The organism is Cellulomonas sp. HZM (genome assembly GCF_000708885.1).
GTDB lineage: Bacteria > Actinomycetota > Actinomycetes > Actinomycetales > Cellulomonadaceae > Cellulomonas.
The window spans coordinates 44,089-60,309 of sequence record NZ_JEOE01000017.1; the positions used below are offsets into that span (position 1 = coordinate 44,089).

Here is a 16,221-nt window from a genome sequence, read left to right on the forward strand (position 1 = left end):
TCGTCCGCACCCGGAGACCCTCGTGCCCGTCCCCGCCCGCACCGGGCCCATCCCCGCGCCAGCACCGGCCGACGACGTCGCACGCGCCCGCCGCCTGCTCCTCGGGCTGTTCGCGCTCGCGGGCATCACGTTCTCGAGCTGGCTCGCACGCATCCCGACCGTGCGCAGCGAGCTCGGGCTCTCGACCGCCGAGCTCGGCGGCGTGCTCCTCGTCGGCTCCGTGGGCGCGCTCGCCACCGTGCTCGCGGCGGGCATCGTGGTGCAGCGCTTCGGCAGCCGTGCCTCGCTGGTGGCGTCGACCGCCGTGCTCGCCGTCGGCTACGTGCTCATGGGCGTCGGCCCGGGGGTCGGCTCGGTTCTCGTGCTCTCGGTCGGCGTCTTCCTCAACGGCGTCGCCGTGGCGCTCGGCAACGTGCCGCTCAACGTCGAGTCGGCACGCATCGAGCGGGCAATGGGTCGCACCGTCATCCCGCAGTTCCACGCGGCGTTCTCGATCGGTGCCGTCGTCGGCTCGGGGCTGGGTGCGGCTGCGTCGCACCAGGGCGTGTCCGTGCCGCTGCAGTTCACGCTCGTCGCCGCGGTCGCGGTCGTGTGGCGCCTCGCGTCGCTGCGCGGCGTGGTGCTGCCGCCGGGCGCAGGCGAGCTCGGGTCGGCCCGACGCGAGCGGGTGCCCGGCGCACCGCGAGCCCGGCGGCTCGGCTCGGCACTCGACGCGTGGCGCGAGCCGCGCACGCTTCTCATCGGGGTCGTCATCATGGCCGCCGCGCTCTCGGAGGGGTCCGCCAACGACTGGCTCTCCCTCGCGGTCGTCGACGGCTTCGACCGGCCGGAGTCGACGGGGGGCGTCGTGCTCGGCGTGTTCGTCGCCGCGATGACGGCCGTCCGGTTGCTCGGCACGCGGCTGGTCGACCGGTTCGGACGTGTGGCCGTGCTGCGCTCGTCGGGTCTCGTCGCGATCGCCGGCCTCCTGCTGTTCGGCTTCGCCCCGACGTTCGCGTTGGCCGGCGTCGGCGTCGCGCTGTGGGGCTTCGGCGCGGCGCTCGCGTTCCCGGTCGGGATCGCCGCGGCGTCCGACGACCCGCTGCGTGCCGCCGGCCGGGTCGCGGTCGTCTCGTCGTTCGCGTCGGTGGCGTCGATCGCCGCACCCCCGCTGCTCGGACTCGCCGCGGAGCACACCGGGGCGCGGCACGCGCTGACCCTGATCGTGGTCGCGATGGTCGCGAGCGTGAGCCTGGCACGCCAGGTCGCTCCGCAGGTCGCTCCGCAGGTCGCGTCTGGCGCGCCCGCGGGGGACCGTGGGGACGTGCAGGACGTGCAGGACGTGCAGGACGCGCAGGACGTGCAGGACGCCAGCACCGACCTCGACGCGTTGGCGCGCGGGCCGATGCTCGTCGACGACGTGCTCCTCGCGAGCGGGTTGGTCGCGGCGGGAGCCGCCACGGGCACCCCCGAGCCGTCGAGGGCCGCCTGATGCCCGCGCCCCGCACGCCGGTGCAGCGCGCCTCCCTCGCGGTGTTCGCGGTCTTCTTCCTCAACGGGTTCAACTTCGCGTCCTGGGCGTCGCGGCTCCCGGCCGTGCGCGACGGGCTCCACTTCTCGCAGGCGCAGATGGGTGCGCTCCTGCTCGTCATCGCGGTCGGCTCGCTCGTCGCGCTGCCCATCGCCGGCATGGTCGTCGAGCGACTCGGCGCGCGGCGGACCGTGGGCGGCTTCGCGCTCGTCAACGCCGCCGGGCTCGTGCTGGCGTCGGCAGGCATCGGCACCGACGTGATCGTCGTGACCGCGCTGGGGCTCGTGGTGTTCGGCGTCGGCACCGGCGTGTGGGACGCCGCGATGAACATCGAGGGCGCAGCGGTCGAGCAGCAGCTCGGGCGGACCGTGATGCCGAGGTACCACGCGAGCTTCTCCTTCGGGACGTTCGCTGCCGCCGGGGTCGCGGCGGTCGTCGCGGGCCTCGGCGTGCCGGTGTGGATCCACCTGCCCGTCGCGGTCGCGGTGTCGTCGGTCTGCGTGCTCGTGGCCGTGCGTGCGTTCCTGCCGTCGTCCGACGAGCACGTCACGACGACCGACGAGACGACGGTCGCGCCCACGGGAGCCCGTCGCGCCCTCGCCGCGTGGCTCGAGCCGCGCACGCTGCTCGTCGGCCTCGTGGTGCTCGCCGCGGCGCTCACCGAGGGGTCCGCGAACGACTGGGTGAGCCTCGCGGTCGTCGACGGGTTCGACGCGCAGGACGCCGTGGGCGCCATGGCGTTCGCGGTGTTCGTCGGCGCGATGACGACCATGCGCTGGTTCGGCACGTGGCTGCTCGACCGGTACGGACGCGTCGTCGTGCTGCGTCTGTGCAGCGCGCTCGCGCTCACCGGGCTGCTCGTGTTCGGTCTCGTCGACAACCTCGTCGTCGCCGTCCTGGGCGTCGTCCTGTGGGGTGCGGGTGCCGCGCTCGGCTTCCCGGTCGGGATGAGCGCCGCGTCCGACGACCCGGTGCGCGCCGCCGCACGGGTCAGCGTCGTGTCGACCATCGGCTACAGCGCGTTCCTGGCGGGTCCGCCGCTGCTCGGCCTGCTCGCGCACCACGTCGGCTACCGGGAGGCGCTGCTCGCGGTAGCGGTGCCGATCGTGCTCGGGCTCCTGGTCACGAACGCCGCGGCACCGCTGCGGGCGACGACCGCCGACGACCCCGAGTCCGCCCCGGTGGACGTCGCGAACTAACCTGGGTCGCGTGGACGTGACGACGGCACCTGCCCTTGCGGACCTGACCACCCTGCGCGTGGGCGGTCCCGCGGCCCGGTACGTCGAGACGAGCACCGAGGCCGAGCTGGTCGACGCCGTGCGCACGGCCGACGACGAGGGGACGCCGCTGCTCGTCGTCGGGGGCGGGTCCAACCTGCTCGTCGCCGACGAGGGCTTCGACGGCCTCGTCGTGCGGGACGTGCGCACCGGGATCGAGGTGCCGGACCACTCCGCGTGCGCCGGCGTGACGTACACGATCCCGGCCGGCACGCCGTGGGACGACGTGGTGGCCGAGGCGACGAGCCACCGCCTGTACGGCATCGAGGCGCTCTCGGGCATCCCTGGCTCGACGGGCGCGACGCCCGTCCAGAACGTCGGCGCCTACGGCCAGGAGGTCGCGCAGAGCATCGCGACCGTCCGGGTCTGGGACCGCGAGCGCGCGCGCGTGCGCACGCTGCCGCTCGTCGACCTGCGCTTCGGCTACCGCACGTCGCTGCTCAAGCGGTCGATGCGGGCGTCGGTCGACGACGAGCGCGCCCCCTGGCACCCGACGCCGCGGTACGTCGTCCTCGACGTCACGCTCCAGCTCCGCCAGGGCGCGCTCTCGGCGCAGATCGCCTACCCGGAGCTGGCGCGGACCCTCGGCGTCGAGGTCGGCGAGCGTGCACCGCTGCTCGACGTGCGGGCCGCGGTGCTCGAGCTGCGCGGCCGCAAGGGCATGGTGCTCGACCCGTCGGACCCCGACACGTCGAGCGCCGGCTCGTTCTTCACCAACCCCGTGGTGCCCGAGGCCCAGGTGCCCGAGGGGGCGCCGCGCTGGCCGGCGGCGGACGGCCTGGTCAAGACGAGCGCCGCATGGCTGATCGAGCAGGCGGGCTTCGGCCGCGGGTACGGCGCGGGGCCCGCGACCGTGTCGACCAAGCACACCCTCGCGCTCACCAACCGCGGGGGAGCGACCGCCGCGGACGTCGTCGCGCTCGCACGCGAGGTGCGCGACGGGGTGCTCGCGTCGTCGGGCATCGAGCTCGAGCCGGAACCCGTGCTGGTCGGCGTCTCGGTGTAGCTCGTCCCCCGAACCGGCTCCGCGCCAGGACGAGCTCCGCTAGGTTGCGAACGACCGCGCGCGGAACCACCGCACGCCCTGCGTCGAGGAGCACCGATGTCGATGCCTCGTCCCACCCCCGCCGCGACGTTCTGGACGGGCGTCGTGCTCGTTGCCGTCGGGATCGTCGGCTACACGCTCGCCGCCGGCCGGGTCTTCGATACGTCGGGCCTGCGTCTCATGATCTTCGTGACCGACGTGCTCCAGTCCGCCACGATCCTCGGGATCGTGCTGGTCGGGGTGTCGCTCGTGCTGCAGCGCCTCGAGCCCGCGCGCACGCTCCCGCAGCCCGAAGCGCAGCCGACCTCGGGCCCGTTCTAGCCGGAGCGCTCGGCGTCCGCAGGCTCGGCCACGTCGGGGCGGGTCAGCCAGTCGTCGACCGCAGCGGTCAGGCGCGCCTTGGTCGTCGCCGACGCGCGCGACGCCAGCACCGACGAGCGGGCCAGCCGCGCCAGCTCGTCGTCGGAGAAGCCCAGCTGCTCGCGCGCGAGCCGGTACTGGTCGGTCAGGCGCGAGCGGAACAGCAGGGGGTCGTCGGCCCCGAGCGCGACGAGCGCCCCTGCCTCGGTGAGCGTGCGCAGCGGGACCTCGCGCGCCGAGCCGTAGACCCCGAGCGACACGTTCGACGCCGGGCACACCTCGAGCGCGACGCCGCCGTCGACGACGCGCTCGAGCACCCGCGGGTCCTCGGCGCTGCGCACGCCGTGGCCGAGGCGGTCCGGCTCGAGGTGGTCGAGCACCGCGTCGACGTGCGACGGGCCGAGCAGCTCCCCGCCGTGCGGCACCGACGCCAGGCCGGCGCGCCGCGCGATCGCGAAGGCCGGTGCGAACTCGCCCGTGTCACCCCGGCGCTCGTCGTTGGACAGCCCGAAGCCGACGACCTGCCCCGGCCCGTCGCCCGCGTGCCGCGCGGCGAGCCGCGCGAGCGTGCGCGCCTCGAGCGGGTGGCGCATGCGCGACGCCGCGACGATCACCCCGACCTCGATGCCCGCGTGCTCACCCGCGGTCCGGGCCGCGTCGAGCACGATCTCGAGGGCCGGCGTGATGCCGCCGACGAACGGTGCGTACGACGTCGGGTCCACCTGGATCTCGAGCCGCCCCGAACCCTCGGCGGCGTCGTCGAGCGCCGCCTCGGTGACGATCCGGCGCATGTCGTGCTCGCTGCGCACGCATGCGCGCGCAGCGTCGTAGAGGCGCTGGAACCGGAACCAGCCACGCTCGTCGGCGGGGACGTGCAGCGGGTCGTCGTCGAGCAGCGCGGACGGGAGCCGGATGCCGTGCGCCGCCGCCAGGTCGGCGAGCGTCTGCACCCGCATCGACCCCGTGAAGTGCAGGTGCAGGTGCGCTTTGGGCAGTTGGTCCAGGTCACGCACCGCGCCAGTGTGCCACCGCGCACGCATCTCACCCGCTCGCCGCCACGACGTCACCCGGACGGCTGGCCCGCGCGGTCGTCGTCGCCGTCTAGCCTGGCCGCGCCGCAGACCGCGGCACAGGGGGCACACAGGAGGAACCGATGGACGACGCGACGACCGCCGCCCACCCGCAGGCGCCCGCGCACGAGCTCGCTCGCATCGCGACGCACCGGCCCGAGCTGCGCGCGATCGTCGCCGCGAACCCGGCCGCGGAGCCGGCGCTGCTGGCCTGGCTCGGATCCCTCGGGGACCCGCGGGTCGATGCCGCGCTCGCGGCCCGGGCCGACGGTCCGACGCATCCGACGCGTCCGGCGGCGCCCGCCCAGGCGTCCTCGTGGTCTCCGCAGGAGCAGCCCCGGACGGGGTCGTGGACGCCCGCTCCGCAGGGCGCCCCGACCACCGCGACGTCGTCGGGTGCGGACGCCGCGCTCGCCGCGCTGCGCTCGCTCGCGCCCGTGCAGGAGCAGGTCGAGGAGACGTGGGTGCAGCCCCCGGTCGAGCGGCGTCGCCGTCGCGGGCTGTGGATCGGCGTCGCAGCCGCAGCCGTGGTCGTCGTCGGGGGAGCGGCGCTCGCGGCGTGGCTGCTCGTCTTCCAGAAGCTCGACGGCTCGTCGACCCCGGCGGGCGCGGCCGAGCAGATGCTGCACGGCGTCGCGGACAAGGACCTGGTGGCAGCGTACGGCTCGCTCTCGCCTGCGGAGGTCGGCTCGCTCACCGACGCGTTCTCGGGGCTGTCGACGTCGAGCGGGTCGTCGACCGATGCGTACAAGAAGGTGGTCGACGCGCTCGACATCGATCTCACCGGACTCAGGACGACCTCGGTGAGCATCGGCGACGGGCTCGAGAAGGTGTCGGTCGTCGGGGGCCGCCTGACGATCGACGGCGACGCCGAGAAGATCGTCGACTCGTTCCTCGAGGCGTCGAAGGCGAGCAGCACCGAGTCGGACGCGATGCTCGACGAGGTACGCACGCAGGCGGTCGCGGAGCTCGAGGCGAAGCTTCCCTGGAGCGTCGACCTCTCGCAGCCGACGGGCGACGCCGGCATCGACCACGCCTTCGTCGTGACCGTCCGCGAGCACGGTCGCTGGTACGTGAGCCCGCTCATGACGATCGGGGAGTACGCGATCGGCGCCGACGCGAGCAGGCGTGGCGCGATGCCGACGGGTGACGGCAAGGCGGCTGCGTCGCCCGAGGCGGCCGGCACGGCGTTCGTCGACGCGCTCGCCGCGTTGAGCTCGGGGGACATCGACCCGCTCGCGGACGTCCTGCCGACGGCCGAGCGGCGTTTCCTCGCCGTCTACGGCCGGTCGATCGAGAAGCAGGACGTGTCTGCGGACGACGTCTTCACCGCGAAGGACGCGACGTTCACGTCGGAGGAGATCGGCTCCGACCTGCGGCGGCTGACCGCGAAGCACGTCGTCGTCGAGCAGGGCGACGAGTCGGTCACGATCGCGGGCGTGTGCGCCTCCGACGCGTCCAGCGGGCAGAAGATGTGCCTCGACGACTCCAAGGTCGGCAAGCAGCTGGGGCTCGGCGACCTTGGGCTCGTCGCGGTGAAGGGCGACGGGGGCTGGCGCGTGTCGGTCCTCGCGACGATCGGCGACGCGGCCCGCGTCGTGTCGGAGCACTACACCGAGCTCAAGGAGTCGGGCGAGCTCGACGAGGACAGCCTCCAGGAGATGCTCGGCAACGCCATGATGTACGGCTACGGCCGGGCGGATGACGCCGGCACCGATGACTGGGCCGTGGACGCCGGCTCCGGCGACTACGGCACGGACGACTACGGCACGGACGACTACGGCACGGACGACTACGGCACGGACGACCTCGGAATCGGCCCGGACGACCTGGCCCCCGACGACTCGGGCGCCGAGGGCTGACCGCGGGTCGCTGTCACCTCACCCGTCGTCGCGTCGGCGCCACCTGAAGGTGCGCACGCCGAGCACGAGCGCGCCCGCGAGCCATCCGAGCAGCACGACCGCGGTGAGCCCGTGCTGCCACGTGCCGGTCGGCTCGAGCGCGGCGGCCTCGTCGGGGAGGAACACCGAGCGCATGCCCTGAGCCATCCACTTGAGGGGGAACAGGGCCGCGGCGTGCTGCATCCAGGCCGGCAGCTGGTCGAACTGGAAGAACACGCCGGAGACGAACTGCAGCACCAGCACGACAGGCGTCACGACCGCGCTCGCCGAGCGCCCGGATCGCGGCAGCGACGAGAACGCGACGCCGCACACCGATCCCGTCGCGGTTCCGAGCACGAAGACCCAGGCGAACGTCGCCCACCGGCCGGCCGACTCCGGCAGCGGCACGTCGAACAGCAGCCGGGCCACGAGGAGCAGCAGGACCACCTGCAGCAGCGAGCTCGTGAGCACCTGGCCGACCTTGCCGACGAAGTACGACGCGGCGGGCAGCGGGGTCGCACGCAGCCGCTTGAGGCCGCCTTCGTCCCGTTCGACGGCGATCGAGATCGCGAGGTTCTGGAAGCTCGACAGCATCACGCCGGTCGCGACCATGCCCGGGAGGAAGTACTGGGCGAACGGGATCGACGTCGAACCGACGTCGACGCTCGAGCCGTCGCTGCCGAACACCGTCGCGAAGATCGCGAGCATGATCACGGGATAGGCGAAGATGAAGATGACCGCGTCGCGCTCGCGGAAGAAGGTCCGCACCTCGTAGCGGGTCCGGGCGAGCCCGAGCGCAGCCACCCCGGGCAGCACCGGGGGTCGGCGTGGTCGTGGCACGGACCCGGTGCTCATCGCGTCGCCTCGTCGGTCTCGCGCCTCTCGTCGTCGCCGACGAGCGCCAGGTACACGTCCTCGAGCGTCGGGCGCAGCACCTGCAGCCCCGGGACCTCCCCGAGCCGGTCCGCGAGCCGTGCGACGAGGGCCGTGGGCGCGTCGGTGCGCTCCTCGTGCACGGACCCCTCCTCCTCCCAGCGCACGAGCGCGTGCCGCGCCGAGCGGCCTCCGAGCGTGTGCGGCGGACCCTCGGCCACCACGCGCCCGTGGTTCACGACGACCACGCGGTCCGCCAGGTGCTCGGCCTCCTCGAGGTAGTGCGTCGTGAGCAGCACGGTCGTGCCGTCCGCACGCAGGCCGGCGACGAGGTCCCAGAACGAGCGCCGCGCCTGCGGGTCGAACCCCGTGGTCGGCTCGTCGAGGAACACGAGCTCGGGGCGGCCGACGACGCCGAGCGCCACGTCGAGCCGACGGCGCTGGCCGCCGGAGAGCTGGCGGGCACGCGTCCGCACCTTCTCGCGCAGCCCGACGGCGTCGATGACCTCCTCCGGGTCACGTGCCGAGGGGTAGAACCGCGCGAAGTGGTGCACGAGCTCACCGACGGTCGACTCGGCGAGGTCGTTCGTGCTCTGCAGCACGACGCCCAGCCGCGCGCGCCACGCGCGGTCGCCCTCGGCGGGGTCGACCCCGAGCACGCGCACGTCGCCCTCGTCGCGGCGGCGGAACCCCGTGAGGATCTCGACGGTCGTCGTCTTGCCCGCGCCGTTGGGTCCGAGCACGGCGACGATCTCGCCGCGGCCCACACGCAGGTCGACCCCGTCGACGGCCGGCGTCTCGCCGTAGCGCTTGCGCAGCCCGACGACCGTCACGGCGTCGGCGGGCGACGTCACGGCTCTACTGGGCCTCGCCGAGCAGCCGCTGCACGCGCGTGACGCCCTCGACGAGGTCGTCGTCGGAGAGCGCGTACGAGAGCCGCAGGAACCCGCTGGGACCGAAGGCCTCGCCGGGGACCACCGCCACCTCCGCCTCCTCGAGGATCAGGGTGGCGAGGTCGGCGGACGTCTCCACGGTCGTCCCGCGGATCGTGCGGCCCAGGAGCCCCTCGACGGACGGGTACGCGTAGAACGCGCCTTCCGGTGCGGGGCACGTGACGCCGTCGATCGCCGAGAGCATCTCGACCATGGTGCGCCGGCGCCGGTCGAACGCCGTGCGCATCGCCTCGACGGCCGTGAGGTCCCCGGTGAGCGCCGCGACCGCCGCCCGCTGCGAGACGTTGGCGACGTTCGACGTCAGGTGGCTCTGCAGGTTCGTCGCGGCCTTGATGACGTCGCTCGGGCCGATCATCCAACCCACGCGCCAGCCCGTCATCGCGTACGTCTTGGCGACGCCGTTGAGCACGATCGACTGCTCCGCGAGCTCCGGGACCACGCGCACGACCGGGGTGAACACCGCGTGGTCGTACGTGAGGTGCTCGTAGATCTCGTCGGTGATGACCCAGATGCCGTGCTCGAGCGCCCAGCGACCGATCTCGGCCGTCTGCTCGGGGGAGTACACCGCACCCGTCGGGTTGGACGGGGAGTTGAACAGCAGCGCCTTGGTGCGCGGGGTGCGCGCCGCCTCGAGCTGCTCGACCGTCACGAGGTAGCCCTGGTCGACCCCTGCGAACACCTCGACCGGTTCGGCCCCGGTCAAGCGGATCGCCTCGGGGTAGGTGGTCCAGTACGGCGCGGGCAGCAGCACCTCGTCGCCAGGGTCGAGGATGGCGGCGAACGCCTGGTACACGGCCTGCTTGCCGCCGTTGGTGACGAGCACGTCGGCCGGGCGGACCTCGTAGCCCGAGTCGCGCAGGGTCTTGGCCGCGATCGCCTCGCGCAGCGCGGGCAGGCCCGCCGCGGGCGTGTACCGGTGGTTCGCGGGGTCCTGCGCGGCGCGCACGGCGGCGTCGACGATGTACGACGGCGTGGGGAAGTCGGGCTCGCCGGCGCCGAACCCGATCACCGGCCGACCCGCGGCCTTGAGCGCCTTCGCCTTCGCGTCGACGGCGAGCGTCGCCGACTCGGCGATCGCTGCGAGGCGGGCGGAGACGCGGGGGCGGGAGGTCTGCTCGGTCACGCGCTCCATAGTGGCAGAGGTCACGCCCGCGGCGCGGCGGCATTTCGTCCTGCGACCACGTGGCGCGACGCGCGGTCGCGCGCGGCCGTCGTGACCCGAGGACGGCGGTTCGACCCATCGCCTCGCGTCGCGTACAGTGATCCGTCGGCGGTTGACGAACGCCATGATGAGCCGCGCCCTCGGGTGCCCTCGCCGTGGTGCAGTGGCCGTCGTAGGGCAGTGGCGCAATTGGTAGCGCAGCGGTCTCCAAAACCGCAGGTTGCAGGTTCGAGTCCTGTCTGCCCTGCGCACGCGTTCCCGGTCGGTCCGGTCACGGACCGGATCCGGTCGGGGTGCGAGCAGGACCGCCGGACGGTCCGGCGCGACGCGTCGGGTCGTCCCCTTCGTCGGGACCCGTCCGGGGTACCGACCACGACGAGACGTGAGGGCCCAGACGTGAGCGAGACCGCTGCCTCCGCGGCATCCGAGTCGGCGCCCAGGCCGAAGGCCGACCGCAAGGACGAGCGCCGCGGACTGTTCGCGCGCATCGCGCTGTTCGTGCGCCAGGTCGTCGCCGAGCTCAAGAAGGTCGTGCGCCCGACGCGCTCGGAGCTGATCACGTACACGAGCGTCGTGCTGGTGTTCGTGGCGGTCGTGATGGCGTTCGTGACCGTCGTCGACATCCTCATCGGCAAGGTCAGCTTCTGGGTCTTCGGCGGCTGACGCCCCCGCAGGACCCCGGGCCGCCCGTCGGGCGCCCCCCACGCATCCAGAAAGCAGGTTCGCACGTGTCGCAGGAGTCGCAGGAGCCCACCCCGGCTGACCTCGAGCTCGAGGACGCCCTCGCGTCGGTCGAGGCCGTCGAGGAGTCGGCGGGCGACGTCGACGCGCCCGCCACGGACGAGAGCGACGAGCAGGTCGAGGCCGCCGACGAGGTCGCCGACGCGGCGGAGACCGAGGCCCTCGAGCCCGGGACCGACGAGCCCGACGTCGACGAGGACCCCGTCGCGGCGTTCAAGGCACAGCTGCGCAGCCAGCTCGGCGACTGGTACGTCATCCACTCCTACGCGGGCTACGAGAACCGCGTGAAGGCGAACCTCGAGAACCGCACGCAGAGCCTCAACATGGAGGACTTCATCTACCAGGTGGAGGTCCCCATGGAGGAGGTCGTGGAGATCAAGAACGCGCAGCGCAAGGTCGTGCGCCGCGTCCGGATCCCCGGCTACGTCCTGGTCCGCATGGACCTCACCGACGAGTCGTGGGGCGCCGTCCGCCACACGCCGGGCGTCACCGGCTTCGTCGGTCACACGCACCAGCCCGTCCCGCTGACGCTCGACGAGGTGTTCTCGATGCTGGCCCCGACGATCGAGGCCCCGGCCCCGAAGGCGGCCGCGTCGGGCGCCGCGGCGTCGTCGGCCCCCAAGATCCAGGTGGACTTCACGGTCGGCGAGTCGGTCACCGTCACCGACGGCCCCTTCGACACGCTGCCCGCGACGATCTCCGAGATCAACGCCGAGGCCGCGAAGCTCAAGGTGCTCGTCTCGATCTTCGGCCGGGAGACCCCGGTCGAGCTCTCGTTCAGCCAGGTCGCCAAGATCTGACCGGACGCCCCCGCGCAGCGGGGTCCTGCAACCGGGTCATCGCCCACGGCGTCGGCCCACGACACGAACGGAAGTCGCAATGCCCCCGAAGAAGAAGGTCACCGGCCTGATCAAGCTCCAGATCAAGGCCGGCGCCGCCACCCCCGCGCCGCCGATCGGCCCCGCGCTGGGTCAGCACGGCGTGAACATCATGGAGTTCTGCAAGGCGTACAACGCGGCGACCGAGGCCCAGCGCGGCAACGTCATCCCCGTCGAGATCACGGTGTACGAGGACCGCTCGTTCACGTTCATCACGAAGACGCCGCCGGCCGCCGAGCTCATCAAGAAGGCCGCGGGCGTCGACAAGGGCTCGCCCACGCCGCACACCGTCAAGGTGGCGACGCTGACGCGCGAGCAGGTCCGTGAGATCGCGAGCACCAAGCTCGAGGACCTCAACGCGAACGACCTGGACGCCGCCGAGAAGATCATCGCGGGCACCGCCCGCTCCATGGGGATCAAGGTCGCCGAGTAAGGCGTCCCGCCCCACCAGTGGCAGGGCCATGTGCGGCCCGATCGACCACGACTGCTGACACGAGGAGAACAAGCAGATGCCGCAGCACAGCAAGGCGTACCGCAACGCCGTCGAGAAGATCGAGGCCGGCAAGGCCTACAGCCCGCTCGAGGCCGTGCGCCTCGCGCAGGAGACCTCGACCACCAAGTACGACGCGACCGTCGAGGTGGTCTTCCGCCTCGGTGTCGACCCGCGCAAGGCGGACCAGATGGTCCGCGGCACGGTGAACCTGCCGAACGGCACGGGCAAGACCGCGCGCGTCATCGTCTTCGCGACGGGTGAGCGTGCCGACCAGGCGCGCGCCGCCGGTGCCGACGAGGTCGGTGGCGACGAGCTCATCGACAAGGTCGCCAAGGGCTACACGGACTTCGACTCCGCCGTCGCCACGCCCGACCTCATGGGCAAGGTCGGTCGTCTGGGCAAGGTCCTGGGTCCGCGTGGCCTCATGCCGAACCCGAAGACCGGCACCGTGACGATGGACGTGGCCAAGGCCGTGTCCGACATCAAGGGCGGCAAGATCGAGTTCCGCGTGGACCGTCACGCGAACCTCCACTTCATCATCGGCAAGACGTCGTTCTCCGACGTCCAGCTGGTGGAGAACTACGCTGCGGCGCTCGACGAGATCCTGCGTCTGAAGCCGTCGGCCTCGAAGGGGCGCTACATCACCAAGGCGACGATCTCCACGACGAACGGCCCCGGCATCCTGCTCGACCAGAACAAGACCCGGAACCTGACGTCGGAGGACGACGCGGCCTGACGGCCCGCGCTCTTCGCAGCACCACGCAGCACCACGTCGAAGGCCCGATCCCCCCTGCGGATCGGGCCTTCGACGTCCTGCTGACGTGCCGGCCGCCCCTCAACGGCCGTACGTCCAGGACCGGTCCCTCCCCCGGTCCCTCGGCGGGTCGACGCCCGCCGGAGCTCAGCGGGCGTCGCCGGCGACGTCCCTGCCGACGCGCACCGCTCCGCGCACCAGCTCGAGCGGCCGGGACCACAGCCCGGCCAGCCACGCCAGGTCCTCGTCGTCGGGCTCGGACAGCACCGCGAGCTGGGCGGTCCACTCGACCGCGGTCGCGAGCGTCCGGGCCACCGCCATGCCGCGCGTCGGCATCGCGGAGCCACCGGCGTCGCGATACCGCGCGACGAGAACGGCGGCCGGGTCCAGGTGCCACGCAGGATCCAGCGCCGGGACGAGCCCCACTGCCAGCCAGTCGAGCGCGCACGCGACGTCCCAGCGCGGGTCGCCCAGCCGCCCCGTGGGCGAGCCGTCGGCGGGCGGGCGGATCCACGCGTCGACCCGCCCTGCGTCGCGCACGACGACGACGAGGTCTCCCGTGACGTCGCCGTGGGTCGCCTGCACAGCCGTCCACTGACGCGCCGCGGTCTCGACGTAGCGGGCGACGGCCGCGTTGGCCCGCACCGCCCAGGCCGGTCCCGCCTGCGCGGGGAGCTCGTCGAGCCACGCCGGGAACGGCTGCTCGAGCACCCACGGCAGGGGAGCGTCGTCCACCTGCGCGGTCACGGCCCCGCGGTGCAGGTCGACGAGTGCCTTCGCCCACGCGCTCAGCAGGTCGTCGAGCTCGGCGCGCAGCCGCGTGCTCGCGCCGTGCAGGTGCAGGCGCTCGACGAGGTCCTCGAGCTCGCGCACGAGCGAGACGCGGGGAGCGTCGCCGAGGCGGACGGCCTGCACGGCGTGCAGCGCCGGCCTGCGCCGGACCTCGTGCTCCTGCGTGACGGTCATCGCCCTGCTCCTCGGGTCGTCAGGTGGGTTCCGGGTCGGTCCTTCGTGGTCGGTGCTCCGTCGCGGGTGCGCCGACCACCGCCGGCCTCAGCGGGTTCGTCGCGTGGAGGCCGCGAGGTAGCCCGCCCAGTAGGTACGGCGCGCCCGCAGCTGCGCGCGGACCGCGACCTCGACCTGGGCCGCACGCGCCATCCGACGGCCCACCAGGCGGACCCGGGCGTCGAAGCCGTCGAGGCCGGGCGGGATGTCGGCGGCCTCGGTGAACGGTTCGGTGAACGGTTCGGTGAAGGGCTCGGTGAAGGGCTCGGTGAAGGGCTCCGTGAACGGCTCCGTGAACGGCTCGGTGAACGGGTCCGCGGAGAGCGCCTCGGTGAACGGCTCTGTGAATGGTTCCGTGAAGGGTTCGGTGAACGGGTTCGTGCCGAGCGCCTCGGTGAACGGCTCGGTGAACGGCTCGGTGAAGGGCTCCGTGAACGGCTCCGTGAACGGGTTCGTGCCGAGCGCCTCGGTGAACGGCTCCGTGAACGGCTCGGTGAACGGCTCGGTGAACGGCTCGGTGAACGGCTCGGTGAACGGCTCGGTGAACGGGTTCGTGCCGAGCGCCTCGGTGAACGGCTCGGTGAAGGGCTCCGTGAACGGCTCCGTGAACGGCTCTGTGAACGGCTCCGTGAACGGCTCGGTCCGCTCGGAAGAGCCGTCGGCGCGTGCGCTCGTCCCGCGCTGCGCCTCGTCGGCACCCCGGGTCCCGGTCCTGGTGGCGACCGCCGCGGAGATCGTCCCACCGGCACCGGCACCGGCACCGGCACCCTCGCCGTCGTCGTCCGGCCGGACCGTCACAGCCGCGGCCCGGGCCTGCGCTGCTGCGGCACGGGCCGCGGCCGCACGCGCGGCCCGAGCCCGGGCGGCGGCTGCCGCGCTGCCCGGCAGCGGCGGGAGCCACGCGTCACGGCGCACCTCCGCGGTGAGCGCCGCCCGCCGCGCCCGCAGCGCGGCGCCGGCACGGTACGTGAGCATCGCCTCTGCCCGGGGCGCGCTGAGCACGTCCACGCCGAGGGTCTCCTCGACTGCGGCGATCGGGCTGGCCACGGAGAACGACCCGTCGTCCTCGCCCGCCCACAGCAGCCCGACGACGTTCCCCTCGTCGTCGACGACCGCGGAGCCGGAGTCGCCGCCCGCGGAGAACCTGTCGCTGCCCTCGTCGGGCCGGATGCGGATCTGGTCGCGCAGCGTGTGCCAGCCGATCCCTGGGCCGAAGTCCACCGCGGTCGTGTAGTCGGTCGAGACGACGGTGCCGCCGCGCACGCCCGTCGTGCGCCCGCTCTTGCGCACGTGCTGGTCCTCGGTCGCAGACGCGGTGCCGGCGACCAGGCCGAGCCCCACGATGCCGGGCCACCAGGGCGCGCCGGGTGCGAGCGCGACGACGGCCGCGTCGACCCGGTCGGTGAGCGTCCCGCGCACGAGCGCGCCGATGCGGTCGCGCGCGGCGACGCCGCGATCGGCGAGCGCGGGCTGGATCCAGGTGCTGCCGAGGTCCTCGAGACCGTCTCCGGCGGCGACGTGCCAGTTGGTCAGGCCGAGCGTGCGGCCGGTGTGACGCTCGGTGACGAGCACGCCGAGCGTGCCGTTCACGGTGCGCAGCTGGGGGTGCCCGTCGACGGGCACGGTCACCGCGTCGGCAGGACCGAAGCTGAGGCCACCGGCGAGCGGGCGCGTGCGCAGCCGGGTGCGGGGTGTGCCGGCCTGCTCGTCGGCCGCGACCGCCTGCTCCTGGACGGACAGGGGCGAGACCCTGTGCACGACGACGTCGGTCGGCACCCCGTCGTAGCTCGCGGGGATGCGCTCGTCGTCACGCAGCTCGTCGTCCGCGCGCTTGCGCTCGACGTGCACGACGATCGCCTGGCGTCCCGTCGGGGAGCCGTCGGACCACTTCTCGCCGATGTCGACGCCCACCACGCCGGGACGGGCGAGCAGCGCGTCCTCGACGCTGCGCTTGGTCGGCCGGATGTCGTCGCGCGTGAGCGCGTCAGCCTGGGGGGCGGTGCCGTCCTGCTCGCTCATGTCCTCGTCCTCGGGGTCGTCAGGGCCGTCTGGGGGTGTCGTCCGGAGCTGTCGGTCGAGGGAGGGTGCCGGACGCCCTCGTGCTGCTCGGTGCTCAGGAGCACGGGTGGCCGGCTCTGATACATCCGTCCGGGTGATGTTCTCGCAGGTCGGCGGTCGCACGTGGGTGCCATGTATCTGAGGGCCGCACGGCGGCTCCTC

Annotated in this window: 15 protein-coding genes and 1 tRNA gene; 10 read left to right on the forward strand and 6 right to left on the reverse strand. The window is 73.4% G+C overall.

The genetic code is table 11. The annotated features are described in order from the left end of the window. Positions 1-22 precede the first annotated feature (22 nt). From AW16_RS0110675 to AW16_RS0110690, 4 genes are all read left to right on the forward strand, one after another. The gene (locus AW16_RS0110675; protein WP_231496016.1) at positions 23-1,471 is read left to right on the forward strand and encodes an MFS transporter; all 1,449 of its coding nucleotides are present in this window, start codon (positions 23-25) and stop codon (positions 1,469-1,471) included. Further along, entirely contained in the window at positions 1,471-2,709 is a 1,239-nt protein-coding gene (locus AW16_RS0110680) for an MFS transporter (RefSeq protein ID WP_034648789.1), read from the forward strand. The genes AW16_RS0110675 and AW16_RS0110680 overlap by 1 nt, the downstream gene beginning before the upstream one ends. 10 nt (positions 2,710-2,719) lie before the next feature. After that, the gene (locus AW16_RS0110685) at positions 2,720-3,793 is read left to right on the forward strand and encodes a UDP-N-acetylmuramate dehydrogenase (RefSeq protein WP_029290238.1); all 1,074 of its coding nucleotides are present in this window, start codon (positions 2,720-2,722) and stop codon (positions 3,791-3,793) included. 102 nt (positions 3,794-3,895) lie between these two features. Continuing rightward, positions 3,896-4,153, forward strand: a complete 258-nt coding sequence (locus tag AW16_RS0110690; protein WP_156044140.1) for a hypothetical protein — start codon at positions 3,896-3,898, stop codon at positions 4,151-4,153. Here the strand turns inward: AW16_RS0110690 and AW16_RS0110695 are convergent. Further along, positions 4,150-5,205, reverse strand: coding sequence for an adenosine deaminase (locus AW16_RS0110695; protein WP_034648811.1), 1,056 nt, complete (start codon positions 5,203-5,205; stop codon positions 4,150-4,152). The two genes, AW16_RS0110690 and AW16_RS0110695, sit on opposite strands and share 4 nt — an antisense overlap. Positions 5,206-5,345: 140 nt before the next feature. On the opposite strand from AW16_RS0110695, the gene AW16_RS0110700 reads away from it, so the two are divergent. Then, the gene (locus AW16_RS0110700; protein WP_029290244.1) at positions 5,346-7,124 is read left to right on the forward strand and encodes a hypothetical protein; all 1,779 of its coding nucleotides are present in this window, start codon (positions 5,346-5,348) and stop codon (positions 7,122-7,124) included. Between the two features lie 18 nt (positions 7,125-7,142). Here the strand turns inward: AW16_RS0110700 and AW16_RS0110705 are convergent, their stop codons facing one another. Genes AW16_RS0110705 through AW16_RS0110715 form a run of 3 tightly spaced genes read right to left on the reverse strand, consistent with a single transcriptional unit; the run spans position 7,143 to position 10,100 of the window. Then, positions 7,143-7,997 (reverse strand): ABC transporter permease, encoded by an 855-nt coding sequence (locus AW16_RS0110705; protein ID WP_029290246.1) that lies wholly within the window; start codon positions 7,995-7,997, stop codon positions 7,143-7,145. Then, complete coding sequence (locus AW16_RS0110710; protein ID WP_029290248.1) at positions 7,994-8,869, reverse strand: ABC transporter ATP-binding protein; 876 nt, start codon at positions 8,867-8,869, stop codon at positions 7,994-7,996. Before AW16_RS0110710 ends, AW16_RS0110705 begins: the two co-directional genes overlap by 4 nt. A 4-nt stretch (positions 8,870-8,873) precedes the next feature. Further along, positions 8,874-10,100, reverse strand: coding sequence for a pyridoxal phosphate-dependent aminotransferase (locus AW16_RS0110715; RefSeq protein WP_029290250.1), 1,227 nt, complete (start codon positions 10,098-10,100; stop codon positions 8,874-8,876). Positions 10,101-10,304: 204 nt separating this feature from the next. Here AW16_RS0110715 and AW16_RS0110720 point away from each other — a divergent pair. The 5 genes from AW16_RS0110720 to rplA all read left to right on the forward strand — a co-directional run bounded on the left by AW16_RS0110720 (position 10,305) and on the right by rplA (position 12,978). Next, positions 10,305-10,377: transfer RNA gene (locus AW16_RS0110720), tRNA-Trp, on the forward strand. A 149-nt stretch (positions 10,378-10,526) separates the two neighbouring features. Then, the gene (gene secE, locus AW16_RS0110725) at positions 10,527-10,793 is read left to right on the forward strand and encodes a preprotein translocase subunit SecE (RefSeq protein WP_029290252.1); all 267 of its coding nucleotides are present in this window, start codon (positions 10,527-10,529) and stop codon (positions 10,791-10,793) included. A gap of 65 nt (positions 10,794-10,858) precedes the next feature. After that, positions 10,859-11,671 (forward strand): transcription termination/antitermination protein NusG, encoded by an 813-nt coding sequence (gene nusG, locus AW16_RS0110730; RefSeq protein ID WP_029290254.1) that lies wholly within the window; start codon positions 10,859-10,861, stop codon positions 11,669-11,671. Positions 11,672-11,750: 79 nt separating this feature from the next. Continuing rightward, entirely contained in the window at positions 11,751-12,182 is a 432-nt protein-coding gene (gene rplK, locus AW16_RS0110735) for a 50S ribosomal protein L11 (RefSeq protein ID WP_029290256.1), read from the forward strand. Between the two features lie 76 nt (positions 12,183-12,258). Beyond that, entirely contained in the window at positions 12,259-12,978 is a 720-nt protein-coding gene (gene rplA, locus AW16_RS0110740) for a 50S ribosomal protein L1 (RefSeq protein ID WP_029290258.1), read from the forward strand. 165 nt (positions 12,979-13,143) lie between these two features. Here rplA and AW16_RS0110745 read toward each other — a convergent pair whose 3' ends face one another. Beyond that, positions 13,144-13,962: a hypothetical protein gene (locus AW16_RS0110745; protein ID WP_029290260.1), complete on the reverse strand. Its 819-nt coding sequence runs from the start codon at positions 13,960-13,962 to the stop codon at positions 13,144-13,146. A gap of 87 nt (positions 13,963-14,049) precedes the next feature. Continuing rightward, complete coding sequence (locus AW16_RS17735) at positions 14,050-16,020, reverse strand: peptidase S32 (RefSeq protein ID WP_051681866.1); 1,971 nt, start codon at positions 16,018-16,020, stop codon at positions 14,050-14,052. Positions 16,021-16,221: the final 201 nt, after the last annotated feature.